The 14,581-nt window shown below is 63.9% G+C and carries 12 protein-coding genes; 4 read left to right on the top strand and 8 right to left on the bottom strand.

Going from position 1 to position 14,581, the window contains the following annotated elements; translation table 11 throughout:
- The first annotated feature begins 10 nt into the window (after positions 1-10).
- Genes RSO41_RS09370 through RSO41_RS09355 form a run of 4 tightly spaced genes read left to right on the top strand, consistent with a single transcriptional unit; the run spans position 11 to position 3,859 of the window.
- Positions 11-1,300 carry a TRAP transporter large permease gene (locus tag RSO41_RS09370; protein WP_315618831.1) on the top strand — a complete coding sequence of 430 codons (1,290 nt, stop codon included), beginning with the start codon at positions 11-13 and terminating at the stop codon, positions 1,298-1,300.
- A 57-nt stretch (positions 1,301-1,357) separates the two neighbouring features.
- Positions 1,358-2,404, top strand: a complete 1,047-nt coding sequence (locus RSO41_RS09365; protein ID WP_315618830.1) for a TRAP transporter substrate-binding protein DctP — start codon at positions 1,358-1,360, stop codon at positions 2,402-2,404.
- A gap of 10 nt (positions 2,405-2,414) precedes the next feature.
- The gene (locus tag RSO41_RS09360; protein WP_315618829.1) at positions 2,415-2,930 is read left to right on the top strand and encodes a TRAP transporter small permease; all 516 of its coding nucleotides are present in this window, start codon (positions 2,415-2,417) and stop codon (positions 2,928-2,930) included.
- Positions 2,927-3,859, top strand: coding sequence for a hydroxymethylglutaryl-CoA lyase (locus RSO41_RS09355; protein ID WP_315618828.1), 933 nt, complete (start codon positions 2,927-2,929; stop codon positions 3,857-3,859). The genes RSO41_RS09360 and RSO41_RS09355 overlap by 4 nt, the downstream gene beginning before the upstream one ends.
- 320 nt (positions 3,860-4,179) lie before the next feature.
- On the opposite strand, the gene RSO41_RS09350 is transcribed toward RSO41_RS09355, so the two are convergent.
- From RSO41_RS09350 to argE, 8 genes are all read right to left on the bottom strand, one after another.
- A complete protein-coding gene (locus tag RSO41_RS09350) occupies positions 4,180-4,314 on the bottom strand; it encodes a BCCT family transporter (protein WP_410000320.1) in 135 nt (44 codons plus the stop codon).
- Between the two features lie 548 nt (positions 4,315-4,862).
- The gene (locus tag RSO41_RS09345) at positions 4,863-6,338 is read right to left on the bottom strand and encodes an oligopeptide:H+ symporter (RefSeq protein WP_315618827.1); all 1,476 of its coding nucleotides are present in this window, start codon (positions 6,336-6,338) and stop codon (positions 4,863-4,865) included.
- Between the two features lie 52 nt (positions 6,339-6,390).
- Complete coding sequence (locus tag RSO41_RS09340) at positions 6,391-7,488, bottom strand: class II histone deacetylase (RefSeq protein WP_315618826.1); 1,098 nt, start codon at positions 7,486-7,488, stop codon at positions 6,391-6,393.
- A gap of 94 nt (positions 7,489-7,582) precedes the next feature.
- A complete protein-coding gene (locus RSO41_RS09335) occupies positions 7,583-8,992 on the bottom strand; it encodes an aminotransferase (RefSeq protein ID WP_315618825.1) in 1,410 nt (469 codons plus the stop codon).
- 67 nt (positions 8,993-9,059) lie between these two features.
- Positions 9,060-10,472 (bottom strand): APC family permease, encoded by a 1,413-nt coding sequence (locus tag RSO41_RS09330; protein WP_315618824.1) that lies wholly within the window; start codon positions 10,470-10,472, stop codon positions 9,060-9,062.
- A gap of 72 nt (positions 10,473-10,544) precedes the next feature.
- On the bottom strand, positions 10,545-12,032 hold the full coding sequence (locus RSO41_RS09325) for an aldehyde dehydrogenase (RefSeq protein ID WP_315618823.1): 1,488 nt from the start codon (positions 12,030-12,032) through the stop codon (positions 10,545-10,547).
- Between the two features lie 213 nt (positions 12,033-12,245).
- Positions 12,246-13,196 carry a LysR family transcriptional regulator gene (locus RSO41_RS09320; protein WP_315618822.1) on the bottom strand — a complete coding sequence of 317 codons (951 nt, stop codon included), beginning with the start codon at positions 13,194-13,196 and terminating at the stop codon, positions 12,246-12,248.
- 146 nt (positions 13,197-13,342) lie between these two features.
- Positions 13,343-14,554, bottom strand: a complete 1,212-nt coding sequence (argE, locus tag RSO41_RS09315; protein WP_315618821.1) for an acetylornithine deacetylase — start codon at positions 14,552-14,554, stop codon at positions 13,343-13,345.
- Between the last annotated feature and the right edge of the window lie 27 nt (positions 14,555-14,581).

Raw genomic sequence — 14,581 nt, 5'->3', positions numbered from 1 at the left:
GAGGCCGATCATGGACCCCACCATTGTGCTTCTCGTACTGATAGGGCTGATCATCGTCGGTGTCCCTATCTTTCTCGCCCTCGGCCTGTCCGGACTGCTGGGACTCTACATGGCCCGCGGCTCGATGGCGTTCTTCTTTGCTCCCTCGTCTCTGTTTGGTCAGTTGAATGCCTTCGAATTGATCGCCTTGCCCCTGTTTATCCTGATGGGCAACTTCCTGGGAGCGACCCCGGTAGGATCGTGCCTTTTCACCGCAGCGGTGCGCTGGCTCAACTGGCTTCGCGGCAGTCTGGCGATCTCATCGGTAGGAGCCTCAGCGATGTTCGGCGCAGTGTCCGGCGTCAGCCTGGCCGGCGTTGCCGCCGTTGGCTCCATTGCCGTGCCACAGATGCTCGACCGCGGCTACAGCCGCTCACTGGCCGCAGGTTCGGTGGTGAGTGCCGGAGCCCTGGCGATGCTGATCCCGCCCAGCGTGCCTTTCATTATCTATGGCGCCGTCGCCAGCGTCTCGGTCGCCGACTTGTTCATCGGCGGGATCGTGCCCGGCATTCTGCTGGCACTGGCCCTGTCGGTATTCATCTACCTGCGCGTGCGCCTGAACCCCGACGAAGCCCCCGTCAGCCAGGAGCGCTTCACCTGGCAACAGCGTTGGAGCAGCCTTGCCAATATCTGGCATGCCGCCTTGCTGGTCCTTGCGGTGCTGGGCTCGATCTATTCAGGACTGGCGACTCCCAGCGAGGCCGCCGGCATCGGTGCCCTGGGGGCTTTCCTGATTGCCACAGTGGTGTTTCGCAGCCTCAGTTGGGGCAAGTTCCTGGAGATCCTCGGCACGACGGCACGGATCAGCGGCACCATTCTGCTGATCATCGGCTGTGCCAAGATCTTCGGCGACTACCTCAACATGGTACGAGTGCCGCAGTTACTCACTGAAGCGCTGACCTCTACCGGCCTGCCCACCTGGGTGATCCTGGTCGCTATCATGCTACTGCTGATCCTGCTGGGGATGATCGTCGACGCCGTATCGCTGATCGTGGTCACCACCCCAGTGTTACTGCCGCTGATCACCGCCCTCGGCTACGACCCTCTATGGTTCGGCATCATCATGGTGCTCAATCTGGAAATCGCCGTGGTCACCCCGCCGGTCGGCCTCAACCTCTATGCCTTGAGGGGCGTCTGTCCCGAGCTCCGGGTCGAGGAAATCATTCGCAGTGCCCTGCCCTTCGTCATCGTGCAGTTCCTTGTGCTGATGCTGTTCGTGCTCGTGCCCAGCCTCAGCCTGTGGTTACCGGGGCTCATGTAGCTCTGGTCTTGCAACGTCAACAATACGCTGTTTCACAACAACAAACGGAGACTCAGCATGAACCTGACTCGTCGACAAGTTCTCAAATACGGCACCTTCGCTTCCGCCAGCGCCACTCTACTCGGTACGCGGGGACTGCTGGCACCACAAGCCCATGCCGCCACGACCATGACCGGCGTCACCTATCTGCCCCCTTCCTACAAGGCGTTGACCTACGGTTCCAGCCGCTTCGTGGAGATGCTCAAGGAAAACGGCGGCGATGCCCTGTCGGTGGATTTCTACGACTCTGGCCAGTTGCTGAAGGCCGATGAGCAGTTACCTGCGTTGCGCTCACGCAGCATCGACTTCATGTTCCATACCTTCTCCTACATCACCCGCTCGGTGCCCATCCTGGGGATCACCGGTCTGCCGGGAGTGGTCGGCGAGCTTTATCGACATCCGGAACGCCTGAAACTGGGCAGCCCGTTGATGAATCTGATCAACGAGGAACTGGCCAAGGAGAATCTCTACCTGCTTACCTCGGGCGGCGGGATTCTCGAACCAGAGTACATCTGGAGCACCGCCGCCAGCCCGATTCGACGCCTGGAGGAAGTTCGTGGCAAGAAGGTCCGCATCGTCAGCTTCGAAGCCACCAAGGCGCTGGAGACGTACGACATCGGCGCTACGCGCATTCCTTCCTCGGAAACCTACATGGCCCTGCAGCGTGGCACGGTAGACGCCGGGGTATTCAACATCTCGACGATCATCGGGCGCAGTCTCCAGGAACAGTTGAAGTACTGCTACCGATTGCCGATGACCGGCTTCTCAGTGGCCCCCTTCATGCTTCGCGACACCTGGGAAGGACTCGATGACGAGACCCGCTCCGTCCTCGAGCAAGCCATCAACTGGTACGACGAGAACTTCATAAAACACTGCAACGATGACATCTACGCCAACGAGTACTGGCCCCAGGTTCAAGAGGCCGGAGTCGAAATCATCGAGCCCAGCGCCGAGGAGGTCGAAACCTTCAACGCCAGCGTCAAGGACGTCTGGAATCACTGGAAGGGCGAAGTCGGCCAGGACGTCGGCGAGCGGGCCATCGCCCTGGCCCTGGGCCAGGCCTGAGGAGGCACGCATGACCACGACTGCCCTCCGTGGCTGGGACGGCCTGCTGGCCGTCCTTCACTGGACCTCGAAGGCGGTGTTGGCATTCATGATGGTGTCGATCTGTTACGACGCCATCATGCGTTATGCCTTTGCCGCACCGACCAGCTGGAGCCTGGAGATCAACTCCTTCCTGCTGGTCTACCTGGCGGTGATCGGTGCCGCCGAGGCCCAGCGCCACGATGCTCATATACGTATTACTTACTTCAAGGACAAGCTACCGTCGCGCCTGCGTGGCGGCGTCGACCTGCTCACTGGGCTGCTCGGTGCCGTGTTCTGCGCCATTCTGGTGTGGCGCGGCGGCATCATGGCTCTGCAGGCCCTGGAATACGGCGAGCGGGTATCGAGCTCGCTGGGCACGCCCATGGTCTACCCCTATGCGTTGCTGCCGGTCGGCTTCGCCGCCCTTGGGTTGCAGTTCCTGATCGATGCCCTCGCCGCCATTCCGCGCCTGAGCGGTACGACCGAGGAGGAGGCCTTTCGATGACTAGCTTCATGCCCCCCGCACAGGTGGAGATCGTCGAGGTCGCACCGCGCGACGGCTTTCAGTCGATCCACGACCCTCTGCCCACCGCCGACAAGCAACGCTGCATTGCCGCGCTGCTGGATGCCGGCATCACCCGTCTGGAGATCGGCTCCTTCGTGAGTCCCAGCGCCATACCCCAGATGGCCGATACCGGAGAGTTATTCGCAGCGTTCGCCGACCGCCCGGAACTTCGGCTTTCGTCCCTGGCCCCCAACCTAAAGGGCGTCGAGCTCGCCCTGGAGCGCGGTATCCGGGAGGTGGTCTACGTCGTTTCGGTGTCCGAATCGCACAACCGTAGCAATGTGCGCCGCAGCGTCGGCGAGTCGCTGGAAGACCTGGCAAGGGTGATCGAGCGCCTACGCCGGACCCAAGGTACCCGGCTGCGCCTCGACCTCGGAACCTGCTTCGACTGTCCCTTCGAGGGCACAATCAGCTGGCGCCAGGTCGATGAAGTGCTCGACAAGGCCAGCCGACTCGCCGGCGATCTCCCCATGGAGGTGGCACTCTGTGATACCACTGGCCGCGCCTCTCCCTACCAGGTAGCCCACCATTTCAGCCAGCTGCGCGAGCGCCATGCCCACAAGGGACTGGCCTGGGCCTTCCATGGCCATGATACCTTCGGCATGGGGGTCGCCAATGCGCTCTTCGCCATCCATCACGGTGCCACGGCCGTGGACAGCGCCTGCGCCGGACTCGGAGGATGCCCCTTTGCCCCGGGCGCAACCGGTAACACCGCCACCGAGGACCTGCTCTACGCCCTGCAAGGGGGCAGGGTCGAAACGGGTATCGACCTCTCCAGACTGCTGGCGGCCGCCGATCTGATCGCCGCCCTTCCCGGCGGAAAGACCGCCAGCCACCTGCGCCAGGTCCCCCGCGAACGGGTTGGCTGAGCGGCCCCCTTGCACTGGTGACACAGGCGCCATGCCGACCACAAAGCGTCTGTGGGAGGGTTACTTGTAGACCGGTTCGCGACTGACACCATCAGATCTGTCAGTGCCCTGTGAGCCGGTATTGGCCGCCTCGGAAAACTCCTCGTCAGTCCGGCACTGTCGTGTCTCCTGGCGACCGACTCCCAGCGCAGTGAGCGATGCAGACTGCATCTTCATCAGCAGGACGAAGATCGCAATGGGGAATTCGGTAATGATGGAAGCCGTCTAAATCGTCTCCAGTCCCCCGGCGTGCAGTAAGGCGCTGGCGATGCAGGCAATGATCACACCCCATAGACCCAGATGGTCTGAGGAAGTTCCTGGCTACCGCCAAAGGCCGCGATCCAGACGAAGGTCAACAGGGTAGGGACGATCAAGACTCCGCCAACCAGCTCGCGGATGGTACGCCCACGCGAAATACGGGTAATAACCTGTTCATTGGTGAAGATCCGGTCCGGACCGGCAAGGCCGATGGACTAGAGGGACTTCCTTGGTATTGAGGTTCGGGACGTTGATGCCGGAATAGGCCAGTTGGATACCGGCCAGGGCACCATACACCTTCATCCTCTCGGGCATCTTACGCAGCTGCAGGGTACTATTGTCCTCCTACAGCCACAGTTCGATGAAAGGCGTGATTTCCTAGGTGTGGTGCATCTTACACTACTCAGTGAAGATAACATCCCAGCCGCCCTTGACCTTGATCCGCCGCTTCCCCGTCCCCGACGACGTGTCGCGGTAGCCGCCCCAGTTGCAGTACGACTGCCTGATAGAACCGATTCTTCGCAGTGAGGGCTCGATCTTCACGGACTAGAACAGGATGTCTTGGCGTGGATCGTGCACTATATACCCCCTCATTCGTTCCCCTCTTTCCATGAGTTCGAGCCGCAACATGAGGTTTTTTACTACCTGCAGCGTCATGACATTCTTGTTTTCGCCAAGCTCAAGATTGTGGTAAAGAACACCTGTCTCACTCCAGACCACAACGCTGCAGCCACGAACGCAGCACGAAAAGCATCAGGGCCGTCGCTAAAACGCACAGCGCGACCACGGCAAAGAACTTCGACTCGTAGGACGCATCGTAAAGCTGACCAACGAAGCCGGACAGGCTGGCCCCCGCGCCGATGGCCAAGCCCGACAAGGAGGCCATCTGCGAGTAGAAGGCGCGAGGTGCCAGCTGGGTAGCGGCCGAAAAAGTGATGGGAGCGAAGATCACTTCAGCGATGCCGAATACCACCATTCCGAGAATGACGGGTAGGAGGCCGACAAGGTTGCCGTACCACGCCGGTATGATGGCGAAGATGGCATAAGCAACGGCCATAACGGTGAGGCCAAGCGCCATTTTGGTGACGGTGCTGGGCTGCTTGACGCCCATTTTTTGCCAGCCGGCAGCAAGCAACGGACCTGCCAGGATCCCTGCAACGACTTGGAACGTGCTGATATAGGCTGCAGGTATCGTCATAAAACCCAAGCTCAAGTCGACGCGAGTGTCGGCATAAACAGCGAAGGTGGTAAATAGCTGAAGGACCATCACCCAGAACATTATCGCGGCTATGTACACGGGTATGAATGCGTAGACTTTCTGACGCTCGACTCTGTCTGTCGCCCTAGATTTTAGCATGACGATAAAGTAAGCGATCGAGACAGTAGCTATCGCAGCGAGAATGGTGATATTCACGTTGGCCAAGGTCACAATGGAGGTCTTGACAAGTAAAGAGAACGCGACGATGGCCAGAGAAAAAATGATCAAGGCTTTCACCTTTCCTCGGTGTGTCAGCGGATTGGGTACACTGTCCGCACTCTTCGGTAACGTTCGCCACCTGAGGGTATAGATTAACAACCCTATCGCCATCCCCACCGCCGCGGCGGAAAACGCCACATGAAAGCCGAACCGTACCTGAAGAAAACCTGTGACGAGTGGCCCGACAAGAGCACCGATCATGATGCCGGTATAGAAGATCGAGAACCCACTATCTCGCTTCAACGACTTGTCTTCGTAAAGTTGGCCCATCATCGCGATGACGTTGGGAAACAGCCCGCCCGTACCTAGTGCAATCAATCCCAGTCCGAACAGCAGGCCCGCCAACTGCGGGGCGATGGCGATGGTGATATGGCCGGCCATCACCAAACCGCCGCTCACCAGCACCACGTAACGAACCGGGAAAACCCGATCGGCCAACCAGGCACCGAAAGGCTGAGTAAGATAGACGCCACCGCCGTAGGCCCCGATGATGGCAAGTGCATCGGATCGGGAAAGCCCCAGACCGCCATCGGTGACGGCATAATATATATAGTAGGCAAGAATGACCTGAAGGCCGTAGAAGCTCAGCCGTTCCCAGAGCTCCGTACTCGCTAACGTCACGAGCCCCTGTGGATGGCCAGCAATGTCGTCACGTTTCGATAACTGCTCTGTACTAGTCATGGACGAACTCGTTTTGGAAACCATGATGTCTGTCCTTTATTGTTCGTATCGTCTTGGGATAAGAGAAAGCAAGCCATTATTTCACGCCATTCGCCTGCCTTTCGGCTTCGCCGATGACCTTGTCATAGTGCGGCAGCACCTCGTTGGCATAGGCCATCGTCGCGCCGAACTGCTCGAAGGGCGTTTCCTCTCTCACGTCGAGGCCCGATAGGCCCTCGATAACGGCCAGCCCCATGTAAGGCGTCGAGGCAGCGTCGTAGCCTCCTTCCTGGGACAAGACCAACCGCCCAGCGCAGACATCCTCTGCCAGCTTCCTCATCCTCTCGGTCATCGATTTGAAGCCCGACGGGGTCAACGTCATTCGCCCAAGTGGGTCGAAGCATCCCGCATCCAGCCCGGATGCCACGATGATGATATCCGGCGCAAAATTCCTAATCGCCGGCTCCACTACTCGGTCGAAGACCGACTGATAGATACGATTCCCGGCCCCCGGAGGTAACGGGACATTGATATTGTAGCCATGGCCCTCTCCACCGCCTCGATGCTCCATAGTCCCGTAGTCATCTTCTAGGAAGTAGTAGTCCTGGTGGATGGACAGGGTGAGAACGCTGGGGTCGTTCCAGAATATCTCCTGGGTGCCGTTACCGTGATGAACATCCCAATCGACGATGGCAATCCGCGCAAAATTCCTGACGGACTGGGCATAACGGGCCGCCATAGCGACGTTGTTCAACACGCAGAAACCAGCCCCCCTTGAGGTCTCGGCATGATGGCCCGGCGGGCGAACCAGGGCGAAGGCATTATCCACCTGACCCTCGATGACGCTACGTACCGCTGTGATCGTTCCCCCTGCCGAGAGCCTAGCGATCGCAAAGTCGCCGCCAGAAAATACGGCTCCGGGTCCGGCATAGGCACTGCTTTTTTCGTTTTCCTGCTTCAGCCACCTCAGGTACTCTTCGGAGTGAACCCGGAGAATATCCTCATCACCGGCCTGCCGGGGTGCCAGTGACACCAGGGAGTCGGTAATTCCACTCTTTTTCAGCAGGTTATAGAAGCGTTTTTTGACCTCGGGACGGTCATAGTTGGCGCCCGGTTCCGCCTTGAAGGGAGGAAAGGGCTGACCAAGGCTGTCATACCAGAAATAGGTTTCTTCCAGCACGATTCCTGTTTTCATGGGGATCTCCTTTCCGTTCTATTCATGAAAATGAATAGAGAACAACATAAGGGAAAGTTGTGAGCGCTCGCCTCACGAGAGGCGAGCGGTTGGGTCAGCGCGGCAGGTAGCCGTCGGCCTTGAGCGACGCGGTCGTGGCCTCGATGCTCTCGCGCAGGGTGGCCACCACGAAGTCGACGTGCTCGCGGGTCAGGATCAGCGTCGGGGAGAGGATGTTCATGTGCGCCAGCGGCCGCACGATCAGGCCGCGCCGCTGACACTCATCGGCGATGCGGTTGCCGACCTTGGCGTCCGGCGCGATCAGCTCCCTGGTCGTCTTGTCGGCGACGTTCTCGAGGCACATCATGAACTTGCGGCCGCGCACGTCGCCCACGATCTCGAGGTCCTCGAGCTCGTGGAGGCGGCGCTCGAAGTAGTCGCCCACGTCCTCGACGTGCTCGCACAGCCCCTCGCGCTCCATGATCTCGATGTTCTTCAGGCCCGCCGCACAGCTCACCGGATGGCCGGAGTAGGTGAAGCCGTGGGTGAAGATGGCGCCGTCGGCCTGGGGCTTGCTGATCACCTCGTAGATGCGGTCCGAGAAGATGGTCGCCCCCAGCGGCAGGTAGCCGGAGGTCAGGCCCTTGGCGCAGGTGATGATGTCCGGGACGATGCCGAACTCGTCCTCGGAGGCGAACATGTGCCCCAGGCGGCCGAAGGCGGTGACCACCTCGTCGGAGACGTAGAGGACGTCGTACTTGCGGCACACCGCCAGGGTCTTCTGGTGATAGCCCTCGGGCGGCACGATCACCCCGCCGGCGCCCATGATCGGCTCGGCGAAGAAGGCCGCCACCTTGTCCGGCCCCAGCTCGAGGATCTTGTCCTCCAGCTCCTGGACCTTGGCATCGCAGAAGGCCTCGAGGCTCTGGCCTTCCGGACGGCGGTAGGGGTTGGGGCTGGAGATGTGGTGCACCAGCTGCCGATCGATGTCGAAGCCGATGTGGTCGACCTCGACCCCGGTGATCGACATCGCCATGTAGGTGCTGCCGTGGTAGCCGTCCTTGCGCGAGATGATCTGCTTCTTGCTCGTCTGGCCGAGCTGGTTGAAGTAGAAGTGGATCATGCGCACGGCGGTGTCGTTGGCCACCGAGCCGCCGCAGCCGTAGAAGACGTGGTTGAGATCGCCCGGCGCCAGCTCGGCAAGCTTGGCGGCCAGGCGCGCCGCCGGGGCGGTGGTGTGGTGGCCGAAGGTCGAGAAGTAGGGAATGTCGCGGATCTGCTCGGCGACGGCGTCGGCGATCTCGTCGCGACCGTAGCCGATGTTCACGCACCACAGGCCGCCGATGCCGTCCAGATAGCGCTTGCCGTCGGCATCCTGGAGGGAGACGCCGTCGGCCTGGTGAAAGACCATGGACCCGGTCTCCTTGAAGGTGGAGAAGTCGGTCCAGGGGTGCATGAAGTGATCGCGATCCTTCTGCCAGATTTCCTGCTTGTCGAATTGAGCGGATGCGTTCTGACTGGTCATTGTGGTTCTCCTTCGGGGTCGGGAGGCGCGCGAGGCGCCTCGCCGGGGTTGCCTGTCGCGCGGGATATCAGCGCTTGGCGATCTCGTTCAGGGGTTCGGGCTTGAATAGCGGCTTCTTCATCACCAGCTTGATCCAGGCCACGGCGATCACGCTGACGAGACCCAGCACCACGCCGGCGTTGGTGAAGATCTCCGCGGTCAGTTCCGGGGCCGGCGAGGCATAGACGATGGCGTAGACCATGCCGGCGATGCCGATCAGCTGCGGCAGCGGATAGAGGGGCGAGCGATAGGGGCGCGCGGCGTCGGGATAGCGCAGACGCAGGGCGATGACGTTGACGTGGGCGATGATGTAGGCGATCAGCCAGGCGATGGCCGCGGAGATCAGCAGCAGCCCCACGGTGCCGGCATCGTTGCCCCAGATCAGCAGCGGCAGGCCGGTGACGCCGGCGGTGAACAGCACGGCGACCCAAGGCGCACGGGTGGTCCTGGTCTTCCAGCCCAGCACCGGGAACGCCTGGCCCTGCTCGGCCATGCCCTGCAGCATGCGCGGCACGGCGGCCAGCGAGGTATTGACGGTGCTGCAGGTGGCGGTGATCGCCGCCACGGCCAGCAGGAAGGTGCCCGAGCCGCCGAAGGCCGCGGAGGCATACTCCAGGTGCGGCAGCTCGGCGGTCATCAGCACATCGCGCGGAAGATAGAAGAGCGCGCCCAGGCAGTAGAGGGCGAAGACGGCGAAGATCACCGTCAGGCCCAGGTACATGGAGCGCGGGATGTAGCGTTCCGGGCGGCGCGCGTCGTCGACCAGCGGGCAGACGAACTCGGCGCCCACATAGCCCCAGATGGCCAGGGCGATCAGCGTGAAGGCGCCCTCGCCCAGGTTGAAGCCGGCGGCCAGCTCGGTGGCCTGGAAGGCGTGGGGGGCGAAGCCGCCGGTCAGGGCGCTGACGCCGAGCAGGGTCAGGGCCACCACCATGGCGAAGGCCAGCAGGTTCTGCAGCTTGGCGAAGACATCGATGCCCAGCAGGTTGAGCGCCGTGAACACGCCGAGGATGCCGAAGGCCACGTAGTGGGTGCCCTCCACCGCCGGGTAGAGCACGCCGAGCAGGAAGTTGACCAGCAGCAGTTCGGCGGACAGCGCGAACATGGCCACCACCACATAGCCCGAGAATACCGAGAGGATCGCCGGGAAGTGCCCCAGGGCCACCTCGGTATAGGCGCTCAGGCTGCCCGCCCGGGGCACCAGCAGGGCCAGTTCGGAGAAGGACGCCGCATAGCACAGCGCCAGCACCCAGGCGATCGCCAGGGGGACGATGAAGGCGGGCCCGGCGATCCCGACGCCCTGGAGCATCAGCACCATGACGCCCTGGGACACCACCAGGCCGACCGCGACGGCCATCAGGGACTTGAGCCCCAGGACGCCGCGCGCCTTCTTGCCGGCAGCGGTCGCCACCGCCGCCGGTTTGGACATGGCATCTTGCATTGTTCAACCCTCTTGTTGTTGTGGGGTCATTCGCCCGCCGGCGAGACGCCAGCGAACGTGATCAGGGGCAACTCAGAGGCGCACCCAGGTGGTCTTGAGCTGGGTGAACTTGTCCAGGGCGTGCAGCGACAGGTCGCGACCGAAGCCGGACTGCTTGTAGCCGCCGAAGGGCGTGGTGAAGTCGATGGCGTCCACGGTGTTCACCGAGACGGTGCCCGCCCGCAAACGACGCGAGATGCGGTGCGCCCGCGACAGGTTCTCGGTCCACACCGAGGCGGCCAGGCCGTAGATGGAATCGTTGGCGATGGCCACCGCCTCGTCCTCATCGGCGAACTCGATCAGCACCGCTACCGGGCCGAAGATCTCTTCCCGGGCGATGGTCATCTGCGGGGTCACGCCCTCGAACAGCGTCGGCGACACGAAGGCGCCCTGCTCCTCGCCCCCGGGTGCCTCGCCCAGCGCCAGGCGGGCGCCCTCCTCCAGGCCCAGCGAGATGTAGCCGCGCACCTTACCGGCGTGACCGGCGTCGATCAGCGAGCCGACATCGGTGGCCGGGTCCAGCGGGTCGCCGACCACCAGCTCGGAGGCGGCGGCCACGAAGCGCTCGACGAAGGCGTCCTTGGCGTCGCGCTGGACCAGGATCCGCGAGTTCGCCGAACACACCTCGCCCTGGTTGAAGTAGATGCCTTGCACCGCGGTCTTCGCCGCGGCCTCCAGGTCGCTGTCGGCGAACACCACATTGGGGCTCTTGCCGCCGCACTCCAGCCACACCTGCTTCATGTTCGAGCGGGCGGCATACTCCAGGAAGCGCTTGCCGGTCGCCGTGGAGCCGGTGAAGGTCAGGCAGTCCACGTCCGCATGCAGGCCCAGAGCCTCGCCGGTGACGTGGCCGTGGCCCGGCAGCACGTTGAAGACGCCGTCGGGGATGCCCGCCTGCGTGGCCAGCTGGGCCAGGCGCAGTGCGGTGAGCGGCGACTGCTCGGCGGGCTTGAGGATCACGCTGTTGCCGGCGGCCAGCGCCGGGGCCAGCTTCCAGGCGGTGATGTCGAGGGGGAAGTTCCAGGGGATCACCGCGGCCACCACGCCGACCGGCTCGCGGGTGATGGTGGCCAGGTTGTCGCCGTCGGTGGGCGCCACCTCGCCGTAGAGCTTGTCGGTGGCCTCGGCGTACCAGCCGAAGCAGCCGGCCGCGCCGGGGATGTCGAGCTCGAAGGCATCGCGGATCGGCTTGCCGGTGTCCAGGGTCTCGAGCAGGGCGAGCTCTTCCTGGTGCTCCATCATCAGCGCCGCCAGGCGTTGCAGCACCGCCTTGCGGTGGGCCGGTGCGGCCCGCGACCAGTCGCCGGCCTCGAAGCTGCGCCGAGCCGCGGCGACCGCGCGCTCCACGTCGTCGACGCCGCAGGCCGCCACCTCGGTCAGGGCCTCGCCGGTAGCCGGGTTCCAGGTGGTCAGGGTCTCGCCATCGCCGGCCTGGACGCGCCGGCCGTCGATGAAGGCCCCATCCGGCAGGGTCAGCCGGGAGCGCAGGTCTCGCCAGAAGGACAGATCATGTGCCGCCATCGGGAGGGTCTCCGTTGTCAGTGTCATTGTTGTCGGGTCGTCTCGGCCTCTCTCACGACCGTGATGTCACGATAGCCCCGGGCTTTTGGTTAATTAAAATATTTTTACTCGAACAACAGCATCATGATTTCCTATGCAACGCACCCGAGCGCCTCTACCAGGAAGCCCTCCCTGGCAGGCGTCATGCAGCGTCGAATCGTCCTTGAAGAGCGGTCAGGCGTCGGCCGGCTCGGCCTGGCCATCGCCGAGGCGGGCGAAGACCTCGCCCCGGGCCTCGGGATCCCGGGCCAGGCGATGCATCGCCTCGGCCGCGGGGCTGAGCCGCAACCCACGCAGGCAGGCGATGCCCATCGACAGCGGCCGGGCCTCGTCCTCGAGCCGCAGCGGCTTGAGCCCGCCGCCGTCGAGGGCCTCGAAGGCCGACAAGGGGGTGTTGAACAGCGAGAACCCGAAGCCGTTGGCCACCAGACCGCGCAGCATGTCCATGGACTTGGCGCGGTGGGAGACGGCGGGGGTCAGGCCGTGGTGGGTGAAGATCGACAGGAAGTACTCGCGGCTCAGCGGCCAGTCGAGCAGCACCATGGGATAGGCCACCAGTTCGGCGAGCCCGATACTGTCGCGCTCGCTCAGGGGATGGTCGGCGGCGACCACGGCATAGGGGGGAAAGCGGTACAGCGGCGTGAAGTCGATCTCGTCGGGCACCTGGAGGTCGTAGGTGAAGGCCAGCTCGTAGTCGCCCTGCCCCAGCCCGCGGACGATATCCACCTGGTTCATCTCGTCGCAGTAGAGGCTCACCGCGGGGTGGCGATCGGCATAGCGGCGCAGCAGCTGGGGCAGGAACACCGGCGCGAAGGTGGGAAAGGCCACCAGGCGCAGCTCGCCGCCGATCTCCTCGCCCAAGGAGAGCGCGTACTTCTCCAGGCCCTCGGCATCGCGCAGCAATTGGCGCGAGCGCTGCATCAACTGCTTGCCCGAGGGCGTCAGCGACAGCCCCTGGGCGTGATGGCGCACGAACAGCTGCAGGCCGGTGACCTCCTCGATCTGCTGGATGGCCGCCGAGATCGAGGGCTGGGAGACATGCAGCTTGCGGGCCGCCTGGGTGACGCTGGACAGCTCGCCGGCCACCACGAAGTAGCGCAACTGCTTGAGGGTGAATTGACGCATCGACTCGCCACCGCCGCCGGGGAAAGAGGTCCGCCCCGCGACGAGCGCGGGGCGATCACATTCAGCATATCAGCTGCCGGGGCCGGGCGTCCCGGCAGACCGGTCGTGGCAACGGTGGCGCCGCCTTTCGACGCACGGCACGGGGCTCAGGCCGGGTCGGCGGCCAGCAGCTCGCCGGCGGCCAGGCGCCGTCGCGCCTCGGGCCCCGAGAGCGCCTCGATCAGCCGGGCCAGGAAGGCCTCGCAGCGCGCCAACTGCTCGTGGGTCACGAACTCGTCGGGCTGGTGGCCCTGGGCCATGCTACCGGGGCCGCAGACCAGGGTCGGGATACCCAGCTCGCGCTGGAAGAGCCCGCCCTCGGTACCGTAGCCGATGCGCTCCAGCTCGCTCGCGTCGAGCAGCGAGAGGATGAAAGCCACCAGGGCGTGGTCGTCGGCCATCGACAGCCCGGGATACTCGCTCAGACGCTCGAGCCGGATACCGGCCTCGGGGGAGGTCTCGCGCATCTCGGCCGCCAGGTAGGCGGCGACGGCCATCAGCTCGCCGAGCAGCGCCTCGGGATCCTCCTCGGCGACGTTGCGGATCTCGATGTCCAGCCGGCAGTCCTGGGGCACGATGTTGAGCGCCGCCCCGCCCTGGATGGTGCCCACCTGCAGGGTGGTGTGGGGAATCGCGAAGCGTGCGTCGAAGGGGCCATGGATGGCCTTGGCGGCGGCCGTCTCCTCGACCCAGGTGGCCAGCCGGGCGGCGGCGTGAATGGCATTGACGCCCTCGGGCGCCATGCCGGAGTGGCAGGCCTTGCCGCGCACGTGGAGGCGCACCGCGAGCTTGCCCTTGTGGGCGGTGGCCGGCCGCATGGACGTCGGCTCGCCGACCAGGCAGGCCGCCGGACGCAGCGGCTGCTGGGCCAGGTCGGCGAGCAGGGTGCGCACGCCCACGCAGCCCACCTCCTCGTCGTGGGAGAAGGCCAGGTGCACGGGCACGGCAAGATCGGCCTCGACCAGCGCCGGCACCGCGGCCAGCACCGCGGCCAGGAAACCCTTCATGTCGGCGGTGCCGCGGCCGTAGAGGCGCTCGCCCTCGGCGGTCAGGCAGAAAGGATCGACGTTCCAGGCCTGGCCGGTGACCGGCACGGTATCGGTGTGCCCGGAGAGCATCACGCCGGGGCGGTCCACCGGGCCGATGGTGGCATAGAGGTTGGCCTTCTCGCCGGTCGCGTCGGCCACCCGCCGCGAGGCCACGCCATGGCGGGCCAGGTACGCCTCGATGAAGGCGATCAACGGCAGGTTGGAGCGATGGCTGGTGGTGTCGAAGGCCACCAGCTCGGCGAGCAGGTCGACGACGGTATCTTGGGACATGAGGAAACCCCGGATGGTCAGGGAAGA

The organism is Halomonas sp. I1, assembly GCF_032334135.1.
GTDB lineage: Bacteria > Pseudomonadota > Gammaproteobacteria > Pseudomonadales > Halomonadaceae > Halomonas.
The sequence above is the reverse complement of the archived record's forward strand: the minus strand, read 5'-3'. Positions and strand labels throughout refer to the sequence as shown.